At 72.1% G+C, this 23,455-nt stretch carries 21 protein-coding genes; 7 read left to right on the forward strand and 14 right to left on the reverse strand.

Features of this window, described 5'->3' with window-relative positions; all coding sequences use genetic code 11:
- Nucleotides 1–61 precede the first annotated feature (61 nt).
- Nucleotides 62–1,582, forward strand: a complete 1,521-nt coding sequence (locus tag P3T41_RS07390) for a glycosyltransferase family 39 protein (protein ID WP_280688780.1) — start codon at nt 62–64, stop codon at nt 1,580–1,582.
- A 61-nt stretch (nt 1,583–1,643) separates the two neighbouring features.
- On the opposite strand, the gene P3T41_RS07395 is transcribed toward P3T41_RS07390, so the two are convergent.
- The 6 genes from P3T41_RS07395 to P3T41_RS07420 form a co-directional block, all read right to left on the reverse strand.
- Nucleotides 1,644–2,087: an SPW repeat protein gene (locus P3T41_RS07395; RefSeq protein WP_280688781.1), complete on the reverse strand. Its 444-nt coding sequence runs from the start codon at nt 2,085–2,087 to the stop codon at nt 1,644–1,646.
- Nucleotides 2,088–2,255: 168 nt separating this feature from the next.
- Nucleotides 2,256–4,382: a 3-hydroxyacyl-CoA dehydrogenase NAD-binding domain-containing protein gene (locus tag P3T41_RS07400; protein WP_280688782.1), complete on the reverse strand. Its 2,127-nt coding sequence runs from the start codon at nt 4,380–4,382 to the stop codon at nt 2,256–2,258.
- Entirely contained in the window at nt 4,379–5,599 is a 1,221-nt protein-coding gene (locus P3T41_RS07405) for an acetyl-CoA C-acyltransferase (RefSeq protein WP_280688783.1), read from the reverse strand. Before P3T41_RS07405 ends, P3T41_RS07400 begins: the two co-directional genes overlap by 4 nt.
- Nucleotides 5,600–5,788: 189 nt before the next feature.
- Nucleotides 5,789–7,033: an HRDC domain-containing protein gene (locus P3T41_RS07410; RefSeq protein ID WP_280688784.1), complete on the reverse strand. Its 1,245-nt coding sequence runs from the start codon at nt 7,031–7,033 to the stop codon at nt 5,789–5,791.
- Between the two features lie 113 nt (nt 7,034–7,146).
- Entirely contained in the window at nt 7,147–7,863 is a 717-nt protein-coding gene (locus P3T41_RS07415; protein ID WP_280688785.1) for a response regulator transcription factor, read from the reverse strand.
- Nucleotides 7,864–8,198: 335 nt separating this feature from the next.
- Nucleotides 8,199–8,873, reverse strand: a complete 675-nt coding sequence (locus P3T41_RS07420) for a DUF3000 domain-containing protein (RefSeq protein ID WP_280688786.1) — start codon at nt 8,871–8,873, stop codon at nt 8,199–8,201.
- Between the two features lie 208 nt (nt 8,874–9,081).
- On the opposite strand from P3T41_RS07420, the gene hemE reads away from it, so the two are divergent.
- Nucleotides 9,082–10,152 carry a uroporphyrinogen decarboxylase gene (hemE, locus tag P3T41_RS07425; protein WP_280689043.1) on the forward strand — a complete coding sequence of 357 codons (1,071 nt, stop codon included), beginning with the start codon at nt 9,082–9,084 and terminating at the stop codon, nt 10,150–10,152.
- On the opposite strand, the gene P3T41_RS07430 is transcribed toward hemE, so the two are convergent.
- Nucleotides 10,153–11,076 (reverse strand): DUF4349 domain-containing protein, encoded by a 924-nt coding sequence (locus P3T41_RS07430; protein WP_280688787.1) that lies wholly within the window; start codon nt 11,074–11,076, stop codon nt 10,153–10,155. It lies immediately after the preceding gene.
- 134 nt (nt 11,077–11,210) lie between these two features.
- Here P3T41_RS07430 and hemG point away from each other — a divergent pair, with 134 nt between their 5' ends.
- Both hemG and hemQ read left to right on the forward strand, forming a co-directional pair.
- The gene (gene hemG / locus P3T41_RS07435) at nt 11,211–12,641 is read left to right on the forward strand and encodes a protoporphyrinogen oxidase (protein ID WP_280688788.1); all 1,431 of its coding nucleotides are present in this window, start codon (nt 11,211–11,213) and stop codon (nt 12,639–12,641) included.
- 4 nt (nt 12,642–12,645) lie between these two features.
- Nucleotides 12,646–13,359, forward strand: coding sequence for a hydrogen peroxide-dependent heme synthase (gene hemQ, locus P3T41_RS07440; protein ID WP_280688789.1), 714 nt, complete (start codon nt 12,646–12,648; stop codon nt 13,357–13,359).
- Nucleotides 13,360–13,392: 33 nt separating this feature from the next.
- Here the strand turns inward: hemQ and P3T41_RS07445 are convergent, their stop codons facing one another.
- The 7 genes from P3T41_RS07445 to P3T41_RS07475 all read right to left on the reverse strand — a co-directional run bounded on the left by P3T41_RS07445 (nt 13,393) and on the right by P3T41_RS07475 (nt 19,344).
- Nucleotides 13,393–14,178 carry a TIGR04222 domain-containing membrane protein gene (locus P3T41_RS07445; RefSeq protein ID WP_280688790.1) on the reverse strand — a complete coding sequence of 262 codons (786 nt, stop codon included), beginning with the start codon at nt 14,176–14,178 and terminating at the stop codon, nt 13,393–13,395.
- A gap of 87 nt (nt 14,179–14,265) precedes the next feature.
- Nucleotides 14,266–14,766, reverse strand: coding sequence for a SigE family RNA polymerase sigma factor (locus P3T41_RS07450; RefSeq protein ID WP_280688791.1), 501 nt, complete (start codon nt 14,764–14,766; stop codon nt 14,266–14,268).
- Between the two features lie 74 nt (nt 14,767–14,840).
- Nucleotides 14,841–15,758 (reverse strand): hypothetical protein, encoded by a 918-nt coding sequence (locus P3T41_RS07455; RefSeq protein WP_280688792.1) that lies wholly within the window; start codon nt 15,756–15,758, stop codon nt 14,841–14,843.
- A gap of 130 nt (nt 15,759–15,888) precedes the next feature.
- The gene (msrB, locus tag P3T41_RS07460) at nt 15,889–16,293 is read right to left on the reverse strand and encodes a peptide-methionine (R)-S-oxide reductase MsrB (RefSeq protein ID WP_280688793.1); all 405 of its coding nucleotides are present in this window, start codon (nt 16,291–16,293) and stop codon (nt 15,889–15,891) included.
- 12 nt (nt 16,294–16,305) lie between these two features.
- On the reverse strand, nt 16,306–17,739 hold the full coding sequence (gene murC, locus P3T41_RS07465) for a UDP-N-acetylmuramate--L-alanine ligase (RefSeq protein WP_280688794.1): 1,434 nt from the start codon (nt 17,737–17,739) through the stop codon (nt 16,306–16,308).
- Nucleotides 17,740–18,002: 263 nt separating this feature from the next.
- A complete protein-coding gene (locus P3T41_RS07470) occupies nt 18,003–18,461 on the reverse strand; it encodes an indole-3-glycerol phosphate synthase (protein WP_280688795.1) in 459 nt (152 codons plus the stop codon).
- A 115-nt stretch (nt 18,462–18,576) separates the two neighbouring features.
- Nucleotides 18,577–19,344, reverse strand: coding sequence for a pyrimidine reductase family protein (locus P3T41_RS07475; RefSeq protein WP_280688796.1), 768 nt, complete (start codon nt 19,342–19,344; stop codon nt 18,577–18,579).
- Between the two features lie 37 nt (nt 19,345–19,381).
- On the opposite strand from P3T41_RS07475, the gene zapE reads away from it, so the two are divergent.
- The 3 genes from zapE to P3T41_RS07490 all read left to right on the forward strand — a co-directional run bounded on the left by zapE (nt 19,382) and on the right by P3T41_RS07490 (nt 23,349).
- Complete coding sequence (gene zapE, locus P3T41_RS07480) at nt 19,382–20,440, forward strand: cell division protein ZapE (protein WP_280688797.1); 1,059 nt, start codon at nt 19,382–19,384, stop codon at nt 20,438–20,440.
- Between the two features lie 36 nt (nt 20,441–20,476).
- Complete coding sequence (gene uvrB, locus P3T41_RS07485; RefSeq protein WP_280688798.1) at nt 20,477–22,585, forward strand: excinuclease ABC subunit UvrB; 2,109 nt, start codon at nt 20,477–20,479, stop codon at nt 22,583–22,585.
- Nucleotides 22,586–22,767: 182 nt separating this feature from the next.
- Entirely contained in the window at nt 22,768–23,349 is a 582-nt protein-coding gene (locus tag P3T41_RS07490) for a TerD family protein (RefSeq protein ID WP_280688799.1), read from the forward strand.
- Nucleotides 23,350–23,455 lie beyond the last annotated feature (106 nt).

Consider the following 23,455-nt stretch of genomic DNA (forward strand, 5'->3'; position numbering starts at 1 on the left):
TTCATATCTGAGTTCGGGACCGGCGGCGTCTGCGCCGGTCCCGCCCGGTAGGTTGTCCCTCGTGCCTGCTGAGACCTCGACCCTCACGCGCCCCGCCGCGCTTGCCGCGCGGGTCTCCGAGCACGTCCGCACGGGGTACTGGACCCGGGTGGTCCCGGTGCTGGCCGTGCTGGCGACCCTGACCCACATCCCGTCCTTCCTGCGGCCGGTCTGGAGCCCCGACGAGGGCTACCTGGCCACCCAGGCCCGGATGCTCGCCGACGGCGGCGTGCTCTACGACACCGTGGTGGACCGCAAGCCGCCGCTGCTGCCCTGGCTCTACGAGGCCTGCTTCTCGGTCTTCGGCTCGCTCTCGCTCTGGCCGCTGCGCACCCTGGCGATCGTGGCGCACCTGGTCACCGCCGTGCTGCTGGCCTCGCTCGCGCGCGGCCGCTGGGGCAATCGCGCCGGCGCCGCGGCCGGGGTGCTCTACCTGATGCTCTCCATCGGGCTCTCGCCCGAGGACACCCAGGCGGCGACCTTCGAGGTCTTCATGCTGCCCGCGATGGTGGCCGCCTTCCGCTACGCCGAGCGGCGGCGCTGGCTGGCCGCCGGGATCGCGGTGGCGGTCTGCTCGCTGACCAAGCAGACCGGCGGCGCGGTGCTGCTGCCGGTGCTCTGGATGCTCTTCCAGGACGCCCGGCTGCGCGCCGTGCCGTGGCGGAGCGCGCTGGCCAAGGTCGGGTTCGGCTTCGCGCTGCCGATAGCGATCGTCGCGGTGATCCTCACCAAGCCCAAGGGCTTCCTCTTCTGGGTGGTCACCGGCAGCGGCGACTACGCCTCGCTGAACGGCGACTGGTTGCAGATGCTCGGCCGGGCGCTGGGCAACTCGGCGATCCTGCTGGCGGCCGGCCTCGGCTTCCTCTTCCCGCTCGGCCACCGGGTCTGGCTGCGCTACCGCACCGGGCGGCCGCTGCCGACCCGTGGCGAGTCCCACGGCGCGGCCAGCGACCTGTGGGTCTGGCTCTTCTCCTCGGTGGTCGCGGTGGCCACCGGCTTCCACTTCTTCGGCCACTACTACCTGCAGCTGATGCCGCCGCTGGTGCTGCTCGGGGTCGGCGCGGTCTCGGTCTCGGCGATCCGCTGGAAGCCGGTGCTGGTCTACAGCTCGGTGGCCTGCACGACCTTCTGGGCGCTCGCGGTGGCCTGGCCGGGCGAGCAGATGAGCCAGAACAACCAGGTGGCCACGGCGGTCGCCGAGCGCAGCACGCCCAAGGACACCGTGCTGGTCTGGGGCATGCACCCCGAGCTCTACTGGCTCTCCGACCGCAAGCCGGCCACCCGCTACCTGACCGCCGGGTTCCTGACCAACTTCAGCGGTGGCAAGGGCAGCGTGGACGTCGGCGAGCAGTACAGCGTGCCGGACGCCTGGCAGACCTTCGACAAGGAGTTGTCCAACGGGCTGCCCGCGGTCGTGGTGGACGACTCCGGCAGCGCGCCCTACCAGCCCTCCCAGGTGCCGGCGATCGAGAACCTGCTGGACACCCACTACCAGGTGGTCGGCGCCTACGGCGACGCGATGGTCTACCGCCTGAAGAAGTAGGCCGCAGCAGTGAGCCGCCGACCCACGGGGGGTCGACGGCTCACTGCTGGGTCACTGCCGGTCAGCGTCGGCGGCTACCGAGCACCATGCCGGCGGCGGTGAAGGCGAGCAGGCAGGTCAGACCGCCGACCACCACCTGGTTCCAGATCATTCCCCTGGTCGCCGTGTGCCCCACGGTCACCACCCAGGGGGAGATGATCAGGAACACGCCGGTCGCGGCCATCGCCCAGGTCAGCCCGAACATCCGGGCCGGGGCGAGGGTGAGGCCGAGTCCGAGCGCGGCGATGCCGATCCCGAGGATCAGGTTGCAGATCGTCAGTTCGTGGCTGGCGGCGCTGAAGTGCACCACGTAGGGCGAGATGGCCAGGTAGAGGCCGGCGAGCACGACGAGCCCGTCGACGGCGACTCCCTGCGGTCCGTCCATCATGCGTGCGTACCGGGTCCGCATCTCCGCAATGTCGGGATGGGTGGAGAGGTCACCGGTTCGATGTGAGACGTCGGCCATACGACTCGCCTCCTTCGGTGTGCAAGTCCGATCTCGCTTGGCCTAAAAGTATTATGCGCTTTGTCCTCATTTGATGTATACCGATGGGGTTCAGGCATGCGAAAGGGCGGCCCGCTCGGATCGAGCGGGCCGCCCTTCAGGCGTTCAGGCGCTGTCGCGGGCGCGGTCTCAGACCGGCACGCTGGCCAGGCCGGGGGCCAGGAACTTCTTGCCGTTCACCCGCTCGGCGACACCCTCGCGGTCCAGGTACGGGGTGATCCCGCCCAGGTGGAAGGGCCAGCCGGCGCCGGTGATCATGCACAGGTCGATGTCCTGCGCCTCGCCGACGACGCCCTCGTCCAGCATCAGGCCGATCTCCTGCGCGACGGCGGAGAGCGCCCGGTCCCGGACCTGATCCTCGGTCAGCGCGCTGTCGCCGAAGGAGAGCAGCTCCAGCACCTCGGGGTCGAGGACCTGCTTGCCGTCCTGCCAGATGTAGAAGCCGCGCTTGCCGGCCTTGACCACCTCGGCAAGGTTCTCGGAGACGGTGAACCGCTCCGGGAAGGCGCCGTGCAGGGTCTCCGAGACGTGCAGCGCGATGGCCGGGCCGACCAGCTCGAGCAGCGCGATCGGGGACATCGGCAGGCCGAGCGGCTGGACGGCCGCCTCGACGGTCTCGAACGAGGTGCCCTCGTCGATGATGTTCTGGATCTCGCCCATGAAGCGGGTCAGGATCCGGTTCACCACGAACGCCGGGGCGTCCTTGGCCAGGACGGCGGTCTTCTTCAGCTTCTTGGCCACGCCGAAGGCGGTGGCCAGCGAGGCGTCGTCGGTCTTCTCGGCCCGGACGATCTCCAGCAGCGGCAGGATCGCGACCGGGTTGAAGAAGTGGAAGCCGACCACGCGCTCCGGGTGCTGCAGCTTGGAGGCCATCTCGGTGACCGAGAGCGAGGAGGTGTTGGTCGCCAGGATGGTGGTCGGCGAGACCACCGCCTCCAGCTCGGCGAAGACGTTCTGCTTGACGCCCATCTCCTCGAACACGGCCTCGATCACGAAGTCCGCGTCGCCGAACGCCGTCGCCTTGTCCAGGTGACCGCTGACCAGGCCCTTGAGCTTGTTGGCCTTGTCGCCGCCGATCCGGCCCTTGGCCAGCAGCTTGTCGACCTCGGCGTGCACGTAGCCCACGCCCTTGTCGATCCGCGCCTGGTCGATGTCGGTGAGCACCACCGGCACCTCCAGGCGGCGCGCGAAGAGCAGCGCCAGCTGAGAGGCCATCAGACCGGCGCCGACCACGCCGACCTTGGTGACCGGGCGGGCCAGCGACTTGTCCGGGGCGCCGAACGGGCGCTTGGCCCGGCGCTGCACCAGGTTGAAGGCGTAGATGCCGGCCCGCAGCTCGCCGCCCATGATCAGGTCGGCCAGCGCGGCGTCCTCGGCGTCGAAGCCCTGCTGCAGGTCGCCGTTCTTGGCGGCGGCCATGATGTCCAGCGCGCGGTAGGCGGCCGGCGCGGCGCCGTGCACCTTGGCGTCGGCGACGGCGCGGCCCCAGGCGATGCACTGGTCCCAGTTCTCGCCGCGGTCGATCTCCGGGCGCTCGACGACCGTCTCGCCCTTGAGGACCTTGGCGGCCCAGAGGATCGACTGCTCCAGGAAGTCGGCCGGCTCGAAGATCGCGTCCGCGATGCCGAGCTCGAACACCTCCTTGCCCTTGAGCTGCTTGTTCTGGCTCATCGAGTTCTCGATGATGACCTTGACCGCGTTGGCCGGGCCGACCAGGTTCGGCAGGATGGTGCAGCCGCCCCAGCCGGGGACCAGGCCGAGGAAGACCTCGGGCAGCGAGAAGGCCGGCAGGCCCGAGCTGACGGTGCGGTAGGTGCAGTGCAGACCGATCTCCACACCGCCGCCCATCGCGGCGCCGTTGTAGAAGGTGAAGCTCGGCACCGGCAGCGCGGCGATCCGCTTGAAGACCTCGTGGCCCCCCTTGCCGATGGCCAGCGCGTCGCCGTGCTCCTTGAGCAGCTCGACGCCCTTGAGGTCGGCGCCGACCGCGAAGATGAACGGCTTGCCGGTGATCGCCACGGCGACGATCTTGCCGTCGGCGGCCTCGGCCTCGACCTGGTCCAGCGCCTCGGAGAGCTTCAGCAGCGAGCCCGGGCCGAAGGTGGTCGGCTTGGTGTGGTCGAAGCCGTTGTCCAGGGTGATCAGCGCCAGCTTGCCGGCCTGCAGCGGCAGGTCCAGGTGGCGCACGTGCGCGGTGGTGACGACCTCGCCGGGGAACAGCTCGGCGCCGCGCTTGAGCAGCTCAGTCGTGGTCACTTGGTGCTCCCAGAGAAGTGCGGGTTCTCCCAGATGACGGTCGCGCCCATGCCGAACCCGATGCACATGGTGGTCAGGCCGTAGCGGACGTCCGGGCGCTGCTCGAAGCGGCGGGCCAGCTGGTTCATCAGGCGCACGCCCGAGGAGGCCAGCGGGTGGCCGAACGCGATCGCGCCGCCGAACGGGTTGACCCGCTCGTCGTCGTCGGCGATGCCGTAGTGGTCCAGGAAGGCCAGCACCTGCACGGCGAACGCCTCGTTGACCTCGAACGCGCCGATGTCCTCGATCGTCAGGCCGGCCTTGGCCAGCGCCTTCTCGGTCGCCGGCACCGGACCGATGCCCATGACCTCGGGCTCCACGCCCGCGAAGGCGAAGTCGACCAGGCGCATCTTGATCGGCAGGCCGAGCTCCTCGGCCACGTCCTCGGCGGCCAGCAGCGAGGCGGTGGCACCGTCGTTGAGACCGGCCGAGTTGCCCGCGGTGATGTTGCCGTGCGGGCGGAACGGGGTCTTGAGGTTCGCCAGCGACTCCATCGTGGTGCCCGGGCGCATCGGCTCGTCAGTGGTCGACAGGCCCCAACCGGTCTCGCCGACCTCGGGGTTGGTGTTGCGGATCGCGATCGGCACCAGGTCGGGCTGGATGTCGCCGTTGGCGTAGGCCTTGGCGGCCTTCTCCTGGGAGCGCACCGCGTAGGCGTCGCAGCGCTCCTTGGTGATGTGCGGGAACCGGTCGTGCAGGTTCTCCGCGGTCATGCCCATGAAGAGGGCGGACTCGTCGACCAGCTTCTCGGAGACGAAGCGGGGGTTCGGGTCGACGCCCTCGCCCATCGGGTGACGGCCCATGTGCTCGACGCCACCGGCGACGACGATGTCGTACGCGCCGAAGGCGATGCCGCTCGCGGTGGTGGTGACGGCGGTCAGCGCGCCGGCGCACATCCGGTCGATGGCGTAGCCGGGGACCGACTTCGGCAGGCCGGCGAGCAGGGCGGCGGTGCGGCCGATGGTCAGACCCTGGTCGCCGATCTGCGTGGTGGCCGCGACGGCGACCTCGTCGATCCGCTCGACGGGCAGGTTCGGGTTGCGGCGCACGAGCTCCCGGATGCACTTGACGACCATGTCGTCGGCGCGGGTCTCGTGGTAGATGCCCTTCGGGCCGGCCTTGCCGAACGGGGTGCGGACGCCGTCAACGAAGACGACGTCCCTCGCGGTACGAGGCACGGGGGCTCTCCTCCCAGGGGACATGGCATGGTGCGCAGAGACGCGCTCGCACGGAGTCGCACGGAGCAGCGCTGCTTCACGGTCATGCTACTGGTCGGTAACCAACTTGCCCAGGGCCGGGCCCCGCCGGCCCGGTGTGTCCCCCGCCACGTGCGGCCTTGCCCCCGGGCGCGTCCCCGAGCCCCGCCGCTACGCCGGCGGCTGTGCCGCCGCCAGGAAGGCCTCGGCCACCACCGGGGCCACCAGTTCGACCTGCCAGCGCCGGGCGCCCAGCGCCCGCAGCGCGCCGGCCACGGCGGGTGCGGTGGCCTCGGTGGGCGGCTCCCAGGAGACCCGGCGGATCAGGTCCGGGGTGATCAGGTTCTCAGCCGGCAGGTGGTGCTGCTCGGCCAGCTCGGTCACCGCGGCGCGGGCCCCGGCGAGCCGGGCGGCGGCCACCGGGTCCTTCTCGGCCCAGGCCCGCGGCGGCGGCGGACCCTCGTGCGGGGCGGCGGCCGGCGGGAGCTGCGCCTCCGGGACCGCCCGGGCCCGGTCGAGCGCGGCCAGCCAGTGCTCCAGCTGCCGCCGGTGCACCCGGGGGCCGAAGCCCTGGAGGTTCTGCAGCGTCTGCACGGTGGTCGGCATGGCCAGCGCGGCCGACACGATCGCCGCGTCCGAGAGCACCCGCCCCGGCGAGACGTCCCGCTCCTGCGCCTGCTTGTCCCGGGCCTGCCACAGCTCGCGGACGGCCGCCAACTGCCGGCGCCGGCGCACCTTGTGCAGGCCGGAGGTGCGCCGCCAGGGGTCCACCCGGGGCGCCGGGCGCGGGGCGGCGGCGATCGAGGCGAACTCCTCCAGTGCCCAGTCGAGCTTGCCCTGGGCGTCCAGCTCCCGCTCGAGTGCGTCGCGCAGCTCGACCAGCACCTCGACGTCCAGAGCCGCGTAGCGCAGCCAGGGCTCGGGCAGCGGGCGGGTGGACCAGTCCACCGCCGAGTGCTCCTTGGCCAGCGTGTAGCCGAGCACGCTCTCGGTCATCGGCCCCAGGCCCACCCGGGCGAACCCGGCGATCCGGCCCGCGAGTTCGGTGTCGAAGAGCCGCTGCGGCCGCATCCCGACCTCGGCCAGGCAGGGCAGGTCCTGGGTCGCCGCGTGCACCACCCACTCGGCGTCCGCCAGCGCCGTCCCGAGGCCGCTCAGGTCGGGGCAGGCGATCGGGTCGATCAGCGCGGTGCCGGCGCCGGCCCGGCGCAGCTGGATCAGGTAGGCGCGCTGGCCGTAGCGGTAGCCGGAGGCCCGTTCGGCGTCGACGGCGACCGGTCCGGTCCCGCCCGCGAAAGCCTCGACCACGGCCGCCAGCGCGGCTTCGTCCGCCACCACGGGTGGCAGGCCTTCCCGCGGTTCGAGCAGCGGCACCGGGGCGGTCTCTAGGGCGATGGCTTCAGCGGCGTCGGTCACCCCCCAAGGGTACGACGACCCCCGTCAGGGGGACCCTGCTCGGCGGTCGCGGAGCTGCCCGAACGCGCACGGCGGTTCGGAGGAAACGTTCCTCCGGACCGCCGCGCGGCCACTCAGTGGATGATGCCGGTCCGCAGCGCGACGGCTACCATGCCGGCCCGGTCGCCGGTGCCCAGCTTGCGGGCGATCCGGGCCAGGTGGCTCTTCACGGTCAGCGCGGACAGGCCCATGGCCACACCGATCGCCTTGTTCGACTGCCCTTCGGCGACCAGCCGCAGCACCTCGACCTCACGGCCGGACAGCTCGCGGTAGGCGGCCGGCGCGGCTCCCGGCGCACCGGGCGCACCGCCGGCGCCGGGGGCGCCCAGGTGACCGGGGCCGCCGGGCATCCCCGGGCGGCGCATCCGACCGGCCAGCCCGGCCGCGCCCAGCGGCATCCCCGGGCGGCCCGGCATCGCCATGTTGGTCCGGGTGCCGGTGACCACGTAGCCCTTGACGCCGCCGGCCAGCGCGCTGCGCACCGCGCCGATGTCGTCGGCGGCGGACAGCGCCAGGCCGTTGGGCCAGCCCGCCGCGCGGGTCTCGGCCAGGATGGTCAGGCCCGACCCGTCCGGCAGATGGACATCGGCCACGCAGATGTCGCGCGGGGTGGAGACCCGGGGGCGGGCCTCCGCGATCGAGGAGACCTCGATGACGTCGCGCACGCCGAGTGCCCACAGATGGCGGGTGACGGTGTTGCGGACCCGGGGGTCGGCGATCACCACCATCGCCGTGGGCTTGGTCGGGCGGTAGGCGACCACGTTTGCGGGGTGCTCTAGCAGGACCGACACCGTGCCTCCTGAGGGGAGTGGCGGACGGAACCCCGATGGGCGAAGGAGTCGGAGTGTTCCGTGTGTGGAAAGGGTCACAGACTGCTTCGGCATCATTCGTGCCCGGCTTTAGCGAATGATCACGATCTGGTGAGCCACAATACGGACAAATCGAGCGGAAGAATGGTTCGACATGCCCACGGATCGTCAGAAATCGATCAGAAACGGGATGAAACGATCAGTCGACGCTGGGTAGTTGACGCCTGATCACGGGTTTCGTCGCCCGGGGATGCCCGGTGAGCAGCCCGGCGACCCGCCCGGGGGCGGGTGCGGGGCTCGCGGTGGGCCGTCAGCCTTCAGTGTGAGCGCGGCCGGCGTCGGGCCGGCATCGGGACCACTCCGCCGAGTGACGGCGCGTCCGGCGTGGCCAGGGGCGCGGGAGCGCTCGGGGGCAGCCCCGCACAGACGCAGAGCAGCTCGGCCCAGGCCGTCAGATGCCGCTCGAACCGGCCGTCCGAGGGGGTCCAGGAGGCCCGCAGCTCGATCTCGGTGGACGCAGGCCGCTCGGCCAGCGCGCCGAAGTACTGCGAGGCGCACCTGGTCACCGTGCCGCCGGGCGCGGCGAAGCCGGCGCCCTGGGACTGCAGCGCGTCCATCAGCCAGGCCCAGCCCACTTCGGTGAGCATCGGGTCGCCGGCCATCTCCGGCTCCAGCTCGGCCCGGGTCATGGTGACCACCCGGAACTCGCCCTGCCAGGCGTCCGGGCCGGCCGGGTCGTGCAGCAGGACGAACCGCCCGTCGGCCAACTCCTCGCCGTCCAGCTCCACCTCGGCGGTCACCGCCCAGCTGAACGGGGCCAGCCGGCGCGGCGCCGGCGCGCTGGACAGCCGCACCTCGGGGCGCGGCCGTACCGCCGTCAGCGCCTCGACCGCGCTGCGGAAGGCACTTGGGTGCGGCTCCGCCGCGGGGATCGACGCCGAGTCCTTGCTCGTTCCGCCCTGTTGTGCGGGGTTCCCGCCGACCGCTGCCATGAGCTGAAGACTAGGCCCTGTCCCCGGATTCCCGGCGGAGCGGCACGCCTGCCGGACTCCGACGCCGGTGAGCGACCGGCACCCGGTGGTCGGCGTCCCGCCAGGTGCCGGTCGGTCCTGGACGATCCCACGAGTGGGCCGCGGCCTGCATGGAGAAGGAGCGTGGGAGGATGGCGGCGTGAGTGAGACGACCGCAGCCCAGCCCGCAGTGCCGAACCCCGCAGTCCAGCCCGCCGCGCGCGGTCGAGCGTACGACTCGGCCTTCCTGCGGGCCTGCCGGCACGAGCCGGTGCCGCACACCCCGGTCTGGTTCATGCGTCAGGCGGGCCGCTCGCTGCCCGAGTACCTCAAGGTGCGCGAGGGCATCCCGATGCTCGAGTCCTGCATGCGGCCCGAGCTGGTCAAGGAGATCACCCTGCAGCCGGTGCGCCGGCACAAGGTGGACGCGGCGATCTTCTTCAGCGACATCGTGGTGCCGCTCAAGGCGGTCGGCATCGACGTCGACATCAAGCCCGGCGTCGGCCCGGTGATCGCCGACCCGATCCGCACCAAGGCCGACCTGCAGCGGCTGCGCCCGCTGGAGCCGGACGACGTCCCCTACATCACCGAGGCGGTCGGCCTGCTGGTCGACGAGTTGGGCCAGACCCCGCTGATCGGCTTCGCCGGCGCCCCGTACACGCTGGCCAGTTACCTGGTCGAGGGCGGTCCGTCGAAGAACCACGAGCGCACCAAGGCCATGATGTACGGCGAGCCGGAGCTGTGGGCCGAGCTGGTCGACCGGCTGGCCCAGATCACCTCCGCCTTCCTCAAGGTGCAGATCGCGGCGGGCGTCTCGGCCGTCCAGCTCTTCGACTCCTGGGTGGGCTCGCTGGCGCCGGACGACTACCGACGCTCCGTCATGCCGGCCAGCACCAAGGTCTTCGACTCGGTCGCCGACCTCGGGGTGCCCCGGATCCACTTCGGTGTCGGCACCGGTGAGCTGCTCGGCCTGATGGGCCAGGCCGGCGCCGACGTGGTCGGCGTCGACTGGCGGGTGCCGCTGGGCGAGGCGGCCCGCCGGGTCGGGCTCGGCAAGGCGCTGCAGGGCAACCTCGACCCGGCGGTGCTCTTCGCGCCGACCCACGTGGTGGAGACCAAGGCCCGCGAGGTGCTGCACGCGGCCTCCGCGCTGGGCGGCACCGGCCACATCTTCAACCTGGGCCACGGCGTGCTGCCGAGCATGGACCCGGACGCGCTCAGCCGCCTGGTCGCCTTCGTGCATGAGGCCAGCGCGCGCTGATCACTCGGCTGGTTCGGGCTGCTCCACGCGAGCAGCCGCCCGGCGCCGGCGCAGGACGAACCAGAGCACCGGCGCCGCGACGGCCAGGAACGGCGCCGCGGCCGCCAGCACGACCAGCAGCGTGCGCAGCACGGCGACCAGGACCAGGCAGCCGCCCGCCAGCGCGTGCCCGACCGAGCCCCAGAAGCCGCGCCCGGGCTTCGGCCGGGGCCCGACCACCGCGGCCGGCTGCTGCCGCACCTGTAGGTCCACCGTGATGGTGGAGAGCGAGGTCTGGGTGGCCAGTTGCCGCTGCTGGGCCTGCAGCGACTCCAGCGCGGCCTCGCGGCTGCTCAGCTCCCCCTCCAGGGTGACGATGTCGTTCAGCGAGGCGGCCTGCGACATCAACTGGCGGACCCGGTCCACGCTGGCCTGCTGGCTCTTCACCCGGCTGTCGACGTCCGCCACCTGCTGGGTGAGGTCGTCGGCCTGGGTGGAGCGACTCAGCACCGTGCCGAAGCCGGCCAGCTGGTCGAAGCTATGCTGGAAGGCCGCCGACGGGATCCGCAACACCACCTCCGCGCTGCCCGAGTCCCCGGAGTTCTCGTGTTCGACGAAGCCGGACTGCCGGGTGGCCAGGTCCTCCGCCCGCTGGACCGTGCCGTCGATGCTGTCCACCCGCAGGCCGAGCTGCCCGGTGTAGGCGATCGCCCGCGGATCCGCAGCGGGCGCCGCGCTCGCGCCCGGGGCCGACCCGGCGGCCCCGGCCTTGGCGGGCTGGCCGGCGGCCTGCCCGGGCGCGGCCTGGGCCGGCTGGGGTGCCTGTGCCGCCTGGGGCCCCGCCGCCGCGCTGTTCCCGCCGCCGTCCGCGCTGCACCCGGCGAGCGCCAGGACGGCGGCGGCCGCCAGCGCGGCGCCGGCTCTGCTGATCCCGCTCATGCTCATGCTCTGGATTCCCCTCCCGCTGACACGTGTCCGGTTGGACGGCCCGGCAGTTGACGGGGTTTCAGGTCTCGGATTGCGACTGCGTCACAGCCCGATCACCATTCGGACCAGGGCCGTCTGGGAGACTGCGGGGCATGGCAGAAGCACTTCCCAAGGTCGCCGTGATCGGCGGCGGCATCGCCGGGCTGGCCGCGGCCGCCCACCTGGCCGGCGTGGCCGGCGGGCCGGCTCGCGCACGGGTCACCCTGCTGGAGGCCGGCGCGTACCTGGGCGGCAAGCTGCGCACCGGCGAGGTGGGTGGGATCCAGGTGGACCTCGGCGCCGAGTCGATGCTGGCCCGCCGCCCCGAGGCCGTCGAACTCGCCCGGCAGGTCGGCCTGGCCGACGCCCTGGAACCCCCGAGCACCGCCAAGGCCGCCCTGTGGACCAGGGGCGCGCTGCACCCGCTGCCCGGCGGGCAGCTGATGGGCGTCCCCGGCGACCTCGACGCGCTCGCCGCCTCCGGCGTGCTCAGCCCCGAGGGCCTGGCCCGGGTGCGGGCCGAGCGGCCGGCCGCGGTCGCCTCGATCGGCGAGGGCGTGGCGGGCGGCGCGGATGTGGCGATCGGCGCCTTCGTGGCCGAGCGGCTCGGCCAGGAGGTGGTGGACCGGCTGGTCGAGCCGCTGCTCGGCGGTGTCTACGCGGGCCGCGCCGCGGAGATCTCGCTGCGCGCCGCCGTCCCGCAACTGCTCGCGATCGCCCAGGGCGGCGGGTCGCTGGTCGGCGGCGTGCACGCGCTGCTGGACCGCCCGCAGGCCGGCGGCCCGGTCTTCCAGGGCCTGCGCGGCGGGATCGGCACCCTGCCCACCGCCGTCGCCGCCGCCTGCGAGCGGGCCGGCGTCCAACTGCGGTTGCGCACGCCGGTCGGCGAGCTGCGCCGCACCCCCGAGGGCTGGCTGGTCGACGGCGAGGCGTTCGACGCCGTGCTGCTCGCCGTCCCCGCGCCCGTCGCCGCCAAGCTGCTGGCCGCCGACGCGCCGGGCGCCGCCGCCGAGTTGGCCGCGATCGAGTACGCCGGGATGGCCCTGGTCACCCTCGCCTTCGACCGCACCGAACTGGCCGATCCGCCGCCGGGCAGCGGATTCCTGGTCCCCCCGGTGGACGGCCGCTCGATCAAGGCCGCCACCTTCTCCAGCCGGAAGTGGGGCTGGCTGGCGAGCGCCGCCCCCGACAGCTTCGTGCTGCGCACCTCGCTCGGCCGGTACCGCGAGGAGGCGGCGCTCGACCTGGACGACGCCGAACTGGTCGCCCGCTCGCTGGCCGACCTGCGCGCGGCGGTGGGCCTGAGCGCCCGCCCGTACGCGAGCTCGGTCGACCGGTGGCGGGCCGGCCTGCCGCAGTACCCGGTGGGCCACCAGGAGCGGGTCGGCCGGATCCGGGCCGCCGTCCGGGGCCTGGGCGGCCTCGCGCTGGCGGGCGCGGCCTACGACGGCGTGGGCATTCCAGCCTGCGTGGCGAGCGCCCGGCGCGCCGTCGACGAATTGTCGACCCCGGCGCCGGGGCAGAGCGCGCGAAAGGGAGAATGAGGGCATGACCGATACCGCTGAGCAGACGTCGCAGAAGAAGAAGGCCCGGGACCTGAACCAGGTCATCCGCTACACCATGTGGTCGGTGTTCCAGCTGAAGGACGCGCTCCCCGAGGACCGCGCCGCGCTGGCCACCGAGGTCGAGGAACTGTTCGAGCAGCTGGCCGCCAAGGACGTCACGGTGCGCGGCAGCTACGACGTCTCGGGCCTGCGCGCCGACGCCGATCTGATGATCTGGTGGCACGCCGCCGACTCCGACGACCTGCAGGAGGCGTACAACCGCTTCCGCCGCACCGGGCTCGGCCGCCTGCTCAAGCCGGTCTGGTCGAACATGGCGCTGCACCGCCCCGCCGAGTTCAACAAGTCGCACATCCCGGCCTTCCTCGCCGACGAGCACGCCCGCGAGTACGTCTGCGTCTACCCGTTCGTCCGCTCCTACGAGTGGTACCTGCTGCCGGACGACGAGCGCCGGGCGATGCTCGCCGAGCACGGCCAGATGGCCCGTGGCTACCCGGACGTGCGGGCCAACACGGTCGCCTCGTTCGCGCTCGGCGACTACGAGTGGCTGCTCGCCTTCGAGGCGGACGAGCTGCACCGGATCGTGGACCTGATGCGCGACCTGCGCCCGTCCCGCGCGCGCCTGCACGTGCGCGAGGAGGTGCCGTTCTTCACCGGTCGCCGCAAGCCGATCAGCGAGCTGCTGAACGGCCTGGTCTGATCCCTGACGCCTGACGCCTGACGGCGGGCTCGGCTAACCCCGCAGCGCCATCCGCAGGCGGGCGTCCTGCAGCGCGTCCGCGCCGTCGATCGCCACCGCCGTGAGCAGCAGGCGCTCGGCATCGCGCGTGCCCGCGCCCTCGCTGCTCGCGCGGCGGGGGCGGCGGCGCAGCTCGCGCAGGACCTGGTCGCCGGCCGGGGCGGCCCAGCGTGTGTAGGGGTGCACGTCCACCCGGGCCATCAGCAGGGTGCCGGTGGTGAGGATCAGCGGCAGCGAGAACCAGGCCAGGGTGGCGGCGCTGTCGTGCCGCCCGGGCCCGGTCAGCGTCATCGCCGCGACCAGCAGCACCGCCGAGAGCAGCAGCGCCTGGCGGACCTGACGCACCGCCAGCATCGTGCTCTCGCGGATCCCCGCCGGGGTGGCCAGGCCCGCCAGCGAGAGCCGGGCGCCGATCTCGGCCACCGTCGGATGCTCGCTGAGCGCCTCGCGCAGCTCCGCCGTCCGGCACTGCCCCTCCGGGCCTATCTCGCTGATCAGCGCGCGCTCCAGGCGACTGCGGCCCTGCGGGTCGACCACCGTGGTCCAGCCGGTGTGCGCCAGGTGCAGCCGGCCGCGCCCGTTCATCAGCACCAGCGCGAGGTCCACCACCCGCTCCGGGCCGCCGGCCAGGTACGCCGTCTCGTAGAGCCCGATCGCCACCTGGTCCGTCTCCTCCTCCGTCAACCCCACCGACGCGTCGGCCGAGGCGGCGGCCCGGACCAGACGCAGACAGGCGAGAACCGCGACGACGCAGGCCGGGACCAGGAAGAGCAACCACATGGGCCCTGTTCTAGACCTCATGAGCGCGAACTGGGAACAAACCGTGGGCACGATACCGAATCGTGACCGGCGGGCAGCCGGCGGGCCTCAGCTGAACAGCACCGCCCGGTCCGTGCCCAGGTGCCCGCGCAGCACGGTGAGGGCGCGCATGCTCTGCGACTTCACCACCGAGGTGCTCAACCCGAGGATCTCGGCGGTCTGTTCCACGCTCTGGTCCTCCCAGTAGCGCAGCAGCACGATCGCCCGCTCCCGTTTGGGCAGCAGCGCCAGCGCGTTCAGCAGGGTGAGCCGGTCGGCCGTCGGGTCACCCGGGTGCGGCAGGTCCGGCAGCTGATCCACTGCCAACTCGCTGCTGCTGCGCAGCCGCTTGTGGTCGAGCAGCGTGTTGAGCAGCACCTTGCGGGCGTAGCCGAACGGGTCGCTGCCGTGCCGGGCCAGCCGGTTCCAGGCCACGTACATCTTGGTGAGGGTGCTCTGGGTCAGATCCTGGGCCAAGTGCCAGTCCCGGCACATCAGGTAGGCGATCTGCCGCAGGCGGGTGACGTTCGCCTCGGCGAAGGCGGTGAAGTCGGCTTCGTTGCGCACCATCGGTCTCCCGGTCTCGGTGGGTGGAAAAGGGGGGAGCCGCGACCCCGTGCGGGGCCGCGGCGATGATGGTGCGGTTACTTGGTGATGGGCAGGTCGGGGTACTTCGCGTCGGCGGCCTGGACGAACGAGGCCGGCATCAGGTAGTTGATCGCGGGCGTGCCGGCCAGGGCGAGCGCCTGCTCCTGGGTCAGTGGCGCCACGGCCGGGCTCGTGATGCCGGCCGCGCCGGTGCAGTTGGGCATCCAGACCGTGACGTCGACGCCGTCGTGCCGCCGCAGCACGATGATCGAGTGCTGGAAGCAGGCGGCCGGGTTGGACACCACCTCGAACTGCTCGCCGCTGGGCGTGGTCGAACAGCGGTAGCTGTAGCCGGCGGGCCAGTCACCCGGCTGGCAGAACGAGTACTGCGACTTGAAGGCCGCGACCTCCAACTGGGCCGTGCCCTGCGCCGTGTGCACGTTGAGGCTGACGTAGGGGCTGGGACTCTGCGAACCGCCCAGCTTGGCCGAGTAGTTGTCCGTGCTGAGTCCGCTCGGCAGGGCGTGCAGCACCGCGTCCAGCAGGCCGGCCGGGCTGTCCGGGACCAGCACGCCGGACGACGTTGCGGCGGAGGCGCTGGGGGCCCCGGGCGTGGGCGACGCCGTGACAACCGATGGCGCACCGGGCGCGCTGGGTGTCGCGGAACTCGACGGCGTACCGGCCGCGCTGGGCGTCGCGGAAGCCGACGGCGTACCGGCCGCGGCCGCGCTCAGCTCGGCCCGGTGAGCCGGACCGCTGCCCAGCACCCCGACCAGCACGCTCGCCGCGACGGCCACGGCGGTCACCGAGCCGGTGACCGCGCCCACGGTCCGCCGCCGCCGCTGCCGGCGTCCGCGCTGGGTGGCCAGCGTGACGACGTCGCCCAGCGGCGGTCCGTTGAGCGCGGCGAGCTCGGTGTCCAGCGCATGATGAAACTCGTCGGGTCGGAACCCGTCGCTCTCGTTTTCGTTCATGTCGATTGCTGTCCCTCTGATGTCGGTCGCACGCCGGCTGTGCGGACCCGCTGCTGCGGGCTCTGCTCACCAGGACGGGTCGGACCGGCGGTTCGGTCGCAACCGCGGGACAGCAATCGAAATCGACGCGCTACTCGGCCGGCCGCAGGGTCAGCGAGATGCTGTTGATGCAGTACCGCTGGTCGGTCGGCGTTTCATAGCCCTCGCCCTCGAAGACATGGCCCAGGTGGCCGCCGCAACGCGCGCAGCGGACCTCGACCCGGCGCATGCCCATCGTGGTGTCCTCGATGTACTGGACCCGGTCCTCGGCCAGCGGCGCGTAGTAGGAGGGCCAGCCGCAGTGGCTCTCGAACTTGGTCTCCGAGCTGAACAGTTCACTGCCGCAGGCCCGGCAGCTGTACACGCCCACCGTCTTGGTGTCGGTGTACTCGCCGACGAACGGGCGCTCGGTGCCCGCCTCACGCAGCACGTGGTACTCCTGCGGGCTGAGTTGGGCTCGCCACTCGCCCTCGGTCTTCTCGATCTCGTAGCTCATCTCTGACCTCCTTCAGACCGCATCAGCAGCCAGCCGCTCCAGGCCATTCCCGATTTCGTCCAAGATCGCCGGTCCCAGGTTGGTCACGTCGCCGGCGCCCATGGTCAGCACCAGGTCGCCCGGTGCGGCCAGCTCGGCCAGCGCCGCGGCGGCGGCCGCGAAGTCGTGTTCGGCGGTCACCTCGGCACCCGCGCGGCGGGCCGCGTCGATGATCAGCTCGCTGGTCACGCCCGGGATCGGGTCCTCGCGCGCCGGGTAGATGTCGAGCACCACCGAGGCGTCGGCCAGTGCCAGGGCCTGGCCCATCTCCTCGGCCAGCTGCTGGGTCCGGCTGAACAGGTGCGGCTGGAAGACCACCAGCACCCGGCCGGCGCCGGCCTCCCGGATCGCCTCCAGGTCGGCGGTCATCTCGGTGGGGTGGTGCGCGTAGGAGTCGATCACCTGCACGCCGCGCGCCTCGCCCTTGAGCTGCAGGCGCCGGCGCACGCCGGTGTACGAGCCGAGCGCCTTGGCCAGGTCCTCGGCCGGCACGCCGAGCGCGACACCGGCGGCCAGGGCGGCGACGGCGTTGTGCGCGTAGTGCCGCCCGGGCACCGAGACGGTGAAGGCCAGCTCGCGGCCGTCCAGCTCGACGGTGACCTCGCTGGTCATGCCGCGCGCGGCCACCGAGACCACCCGTACGGTGGCGTCCTCGGCGGCTCCGACGGTGACGATCCGCACCCCCGCGGCGGTCAGGCCGTCGCGGCCGGCCACCCGTGCGGTCAGCTCGCGGGCGCCCCCGTGGTCGGCGGAGATCACCAGGGTGCCGCCGGGCTCGATCCGGGCGACGAAGGTCTCGAAGGAGTCGTAGATCTCGTCCATCGACGCGTAGTTGGCGTGGTGGTCGAGCTCCACGTTGAGGATGATCGCCACCTCGGGCGCGTACTTGTGGAAGCTGCGGTCGCTCTCGTCCGCCTCGGCCACGAAGATCTCGCCGGTGCCGTGCTGCGCGTTGCTGCCGGGGGCGTCCAGGTCGCCGCCGATCGCGTAGGACGGGTCCAGGCCCAGCTCGCCGAGCGCGACGGCCAGCATGCTGGTGGTGGTGGTCTTGCCGTGCGTGCCGGCCACCGCCAGCGCGCGCCGCCCGCCCATCAGCGCGGCCAGCGCGTCCGAGCGGTGCACCACCGGGATGCCGCGCTCGCGGGCGGCCACCAGCTCGGGGTTGTCGGCCCGGATCGCGCTGGAGATCACGATGCTGCTGGCGCCGTCCGGCACGTTCTCTGCGGTGTGGCCGACCTGGACGGCGGCGCCCAGCTCGCGCAGCGCGAGCACGGTCTCGGACTCCTTCGCGTCACTGCCGGAGACCTTGGCGCCACGCACCGCGAGGATCTTCGCAAGACCCGACATGCCGGCCCCGCCGATTCCGATGAAGTGCGGGGCGTGCAGGTCGTGGGCGGCGTCGTTCAAGGCAGTCTCCAGAGCTGAAGAGGCGAGCTGAAATGGCGAATCGTCCTCGCGGGCATTCCCGCAAGGACGATTCTGCCACCAGCCGGGCGACTGACCCGCGACGCAGTGGAGGGTGGGGGCCGCCGAGGTGGGGGCACCTTCCGGCCGAAGGCTGGGGGCGAGGCGGGACCCGCCCGCAGCGGAGGAGCGGGTCACCAGGCCCCATGTCAGGGGACCGGGCCCCAGGCCCGCGAGGGTGTCGCCGCTCGGGGCCGCCGGGTGGGTCAGGCCTCGCTGGCGAAGAGCTTCAGCACCGGCACGCCGACCTTGTGCCGGGCCTTGGAGGCCCAGTCGCGGTGGAAGAACTCCTCCACGAAGTGCGGCGCGGTCAGCACCAGGACCTCGTCCGCCGAGGACTCCTCGACCACCGTGCGCAGGGTGTCCAGCGGGTCGGCCTCGACCACCTGGCCGGCCGCCTCGGCGCCGGCCTGTCGCAGGTGGCGCAGGCTGTGCTCGAGCGACTCGGCGACCACCGCCGGTCCGTTCGCCTCGTCGTGCTCGTGCACCGCCTTGTCGAGATGCCCGAGCGCCACGTCGTCGAGGGAGCGCAGCAGTTCGTCCTGCTTGCCGCGCGGTTGCATCAGGACGACGAACGAGACCTTCTCCTCACCGTGCAGGGTGGTGACCAGCTCCACATCGGCGTCGGAGAGCGCCTTTTCGATCATCAGTACGGTTTTGAACACTAGAGTCCCTTCCGTGTTACAGGCCCCCGGGGTCCGGTGTCCCCTCCCATACTGCCCGGAGGAAGCTTTCCTCACGCGGCACATGTGGCGCACGGGCCACCTGGAGAGTGGGCGGTTACTCGGGGGTACGGCAGTAGCGAGTGAAGAGGAAACCTTTCTGCTCGATCAATGAGACCAGCCGCATCCGCTGTGCGTCAGCCATTTCCACACCGTGCATGATCCGTGGCGCGTCCCCGGCGGTCAGCAGCGGGGCCAGCGACAGGCACAGCTCGTCCAGCAGCCCGTCGGCGGCCAGCTGGGCCAGCAGGCGGGGGCCGCCCTCAGTGAGCTGCCGGGTCCAGCCGCGCGCGGTCAGCTCGGCCTGGGCCGCCGTGAGGTCGACCCCGCCGCGACCCGTCGTGATCACGTCGGCCACCTTCCGCACCGCGGTCAGCGCGGCCGCCGGGGCGTCCTCGGGCGCGATCACCACGGTGCGCACCAGCGCTTCGGTGAACAGCGGTGCGTCCAGGTCCAGCACCAGGCTGCGGCTGACGATCGCGATCACCGGCGCCGGCGCCTGCCCGGCGGCCGCGCGAGCCGCCGCGAAGTCGGCGCGCGCCCTGGCCGGACGGTAGCCCTCGGCCCGGACCGTCTCCGCGCCCACCAGCACCACGTCGGCGAGTGCCCGCAGCACGCCGAAGATCCGCTTGTCGGCGTCGCCGGAGAGCCCTTCGGAGAGGCCGGAGAGCTTCGCGGCCCCGTCCAGCGAGCCGACCATGTTGGCCCGCAGCCAGGGCCGGCCCGCGGCCACCTGCTCGGGATAGGCGTAGGTGTCGGCCAACGCCTCCAGCGCGGCGGGATCGGCGTGGTCGGCGGAGTGTGACGGACGGATCAGCTGGCGCATGTCTGGCAGTCTTCCACGACGCGTACTCTTGACTACCGTGCCCGCAGCCTCCCACCCTGAAGCCATAGTCGGTACGGTCACCGGCTCCCCGCTCGCGCTGACCGAGCGCCGTCCGGTGGTTCCGGCCGAGCGCCTGGTCGCGGAGATGGTCCCGCCGCCGCGATTCGCCGGCGTCAGCTTCGGGTCCTACCTACCGGACACCACCCAGCCCAGCCAGGCCGGGGCGGTCACCGTGCTGGAGGAGTTCGCGGCCGGCCTGAACGCGGTCCAGGCGCCCAAGCGCGGCTGGTTCCGCAAGGCGGCGCCACCGGCCGGCCCGGCCGGCGTCTACCTGGACGGCGGCTACGGCGTCGGCAAGACCCACCTGCTGGCCTCGCTCTGGCACGCGGCGCCGGGCCCCAAGGCCTTCGGCACCTTCGTCGAGCTGACCAACCTGGTCGGCGCGCTGGGCTTCCAGCAGGCCGTGCGGACGCTCTCCGGCCACAAGCTGCTCTGCATCGACGAGTTCGAGCTGGACGACCCGGGTGACACGGTGCTGGTCTCCACGCTGCTGTCGCGGCTGGTGGAGGCCGGGGTCAAGCTGGCCGCCACCTCCAACACCCTGCCGGAGAAGCTGGGCGAGGGCCGGTTCGCGGCCACCGACTTCCTGCGCGAGATCCAGGGGCTCTCGGCGCACTTCCGCCCGCTGCGGATCGACGGCCAGGACTACCGCCACCGCGGCCTGCCGGCCGCCCCGCCGCCGTACTCCGACGACCAGGTGACCCAGCGCGCCGCCGGCACCCCGGGCGCCGCGCTGGACGACTTCGGCGACCTGCTGGCCCACCTCTCGGTGGTGCACCCCAGCAGGTACGGCGCGCTGCTCGACGATGTGCACGCGGTCTTCCTGCGCGGGGTGCGGCCGGTGGACGACCAGTCGACGGCGCTGCGCCTGGTGGTGCTGGCCGACCGGATGTACGACCGCGAGCTGCCGGTCACCGCCTCTGGCATCCCGTTCGACCAGGTCTTCTCCGAGGAGATGCTGAAGGGCGGCTACCGCAAGAAGTACCTGCGCGCGATCTCCCGCCTGGTCGCGCTCGCCCGGGATTCCGCTCGATAGATCCGGACTGTCGGTGCCGGGTCGTACGGTGGGACCGTGCGACCCATCACGAGCATTGAGCGGACCACGACGCCCTTCGAGGTCGTCAGCCCCTACCAGCCGAACGGCGACCAGCCGGCGGCCATCGCCGAGCTGGAACGCCGCGTCCGCGCGGGCGAGCAGGACGTCGTCCTGCTGGGCGCCACCGGCACCGGCAAGTCGGCCACCACCGCCTGGATGATCGAGAAGCTCCAGCGGCCCACCCTGGTGATGGCGCCGAACAAGACGCTCGCCGCCCAGCTGGCCAACGAGTTCCGCGAGCTGCTGCCGAACAACGCGGTCGAGTACTTCGTCTCGTACTACGACTACTACCAGCCCGAGGCGTACGTCCCGCAGACCGATACGTACATCGAGAAGGACTCCTCGATCAACGAGGAGGTCGAGCGGCTGCGCCACTCGGCCACCAACTCGCTGCTCACCCGTCGGGACGTCGTGGTGGTCGCCTCGGTCTCCTGCATCTACGGTCTCGGCACCCCGCAGGAGTACGTGGACCGGATGGTGCAGCTCAGGGTCGGTGAGGAGATCGACCGGGACGCGCTGCTGCGCCGCTTCGTCGACATCCAGTACACCCGCAACGACCTGGCCTTCACCCGCGGCACCTTCCGGGTGCGCGGCGACACCGTGGAGATCTTCCCGGTCTACGAGGAACTGGCGCTGCGGATCGAGATGTTCGGCGACGAGATCGAGTCGCTCTACACCCTGCACCCGCTCACCGGCGAGATCATCAAGCAGCACGACGCCATCCACGTCTTCCCCGCCACCCACTACGTGGCCGGCCCGGAGCGGATGGAGCGCGCGGTCAACGGCATCGAGCGGGAGCTGGCGGAGCGGCTGGCCACCCTGGAGAAGCAGGGCAAACTGCTGGAGGCCCAGCGGCTGCGGATGCGCACCACCTACGACATCGAGATGCTCCGCCAGATCGGCAGCTGCTCCGGCGTGGAGAACTACTCGATGCACTTCGACGGCCGCGAGCCGGGCACCGCGCCCAACACGCTGCTCGACTACTTCCCGGAGGACTTCCTCCTGGTCATCGACGAGTCCCACGTGACGGTCCCGCAGATCGGCGCGATGTACGAGGGCGACGCCTCGCGCAAGCGCACCCTGGTCGAGCACGGCTTCCGGCTGCCCTCCGCGCTGGACAACCGGCCGCTGAAGTGGGAGGAGTTCCTGGGGCGGGTCGGCCAGACCGTCTACCTCTCGGCCACCCCCGGACCGTACGAGCTGTCCCGTGGCGACGGCCAGGTCGAGCAGATCATCCGCCCGACCGGCCTGATCGACCCCGAGGTGATCGTCAAGCCGACCGAGGGCCAGATCGACGACCTGGTGCACGAGATCCGGCTGCGGGTCGAGCGGGACGAGCGGGTGCTGGTCACCACGCTCACCAAGAAGATGTCCGAGGACCTCACCGACTACCTGCTCGGCCTGGACATCCGGGTCCGCTACCTGCACAGCGACATCGACACGCTGCGCCGGATCGAGCTGCTGCGCGAGCTGCGGGCCGGCAAGTACGACGTGCTGGTCGGCATCAACCTGCTCCGTGAGGGCCTGGACCTCCCGGAGGTCTCCCTGGTGGCGATCCTGGACGCGGACAAGGAGGGCTTCCTGCGCTCCGGCACCTCGCTGATCCAGACCATCGGCCGCGCCGCCCGAAACGTCTCCGGCCAGGTCCACATGTACGCGGACAAGATCACCGCGGCGATGGCGAAGGCGATCGACGAGACCAACCGTCGCCGCGCCGTCCAGCAGGCCTACAACGAGAAGCACGGCATCGACCCGCAGCCGCTGCGCAAGAAGATCGGCGACATCCTGGACACCCTGGCCCGCGAGGAGGTGGACACCGAGGAGCTGCTCAGCACCGGCTACCGGGACGACGCCAAGGCCAAGGGCAAGGCTCCGGTCCCCGCGCTGAGCGCCGACCGGGCGGCCGACCGGGCCAGGAGCGGCAGCCTGCCGGCGGTCGAACTGGCCGGGACCATCCAGGAGATGACCGAGCGGATGCACGCGGCCGCGGCCGCACTGCAGTTCGAGGTGGCCGCCAGGTTGCGGGACGAGGTCAAGGAACTGAAGAAGGAGCTGCGCCGGCTCAAGGAGGCCGGAATCGCCTAGCGCACCCCTTGACGCGCCGGGGGCGGCCCTGGTGGGGCCGTCCCCCAGGGCCTAGGGTTGGCAGACGACGTACCAGGCGGACAGCAGCCAGGGGGGCCTCAGCCGGGGGACGGCAGCGGGGTGTTCCGACGCTGGCCGGCGTGCGTGACCCAGCGCGCGGGCCGAGAAGAGGGGATAACACCGTGTCGGTGAATCTGACCAAGGGGCAGCAGGTGAGCCTGCGCAAGCCCGGTGGCGAGCCGTTGAGCGTGGTCCGGATGGGCCTGGGGTGGCGTGCGGCGCCCAAGCGCGGCATCTTCGGCAGCCGCACCCGGCAGATCGACCTGGACGCCTCGGCCCTGCTCTACGCCGAGCGCACGCCCGCCGACGTGGTCTTCTTCCAGCAGCTGGTGAGCAAGGACGGCTCGGTGCGGCACACCGGGGACAACCTGGTCGGCGGCGCGGGGGCGGGCGGCGACGACGAGTCGATCGTGGTGGACCTGTCCCGGATCCCCGCGCAGATCACCCAGGTGGTCTTCACGGTCAGCTCCTACACCGGGCAGACCTTCGCCGAGGTGCAGAACGCGCACTGCCGCCTGCTCGACGAGCTCAACGGCCAGGAGCTGGCCCGCTACGAGCTGACCGGCGGCGGCGCGCACACCGGGCAGATCATGGCCAAGGTGTTCCGGGATCCGTCCGGCGGCTGGGAGATGCAGGCGATCGGTGCCCCGGCCCGGGCCCGGACCTTCCAGGACCTGCTGCCGGCGATCGAGCCGTTCCTGTAGGCCCTTGGGTAGTTCTTTACCTTCTCTTGGGGCTTCCTGTATTCTGCTGGGAACGGAGGGGAGTATTCCCCCTACGGTGTTCCCGTCAGCACGGCGGCCGCGGATC

It is taken from the genome of Kitasatospora sp. GAS204B (assembly GCF_029892155.1).
Taxonomy (GTDB): Bacteria; Actinomycetota; Actinomycetes; order Streptomycetales; family Streptomycetaceae; genus Kitasatospora.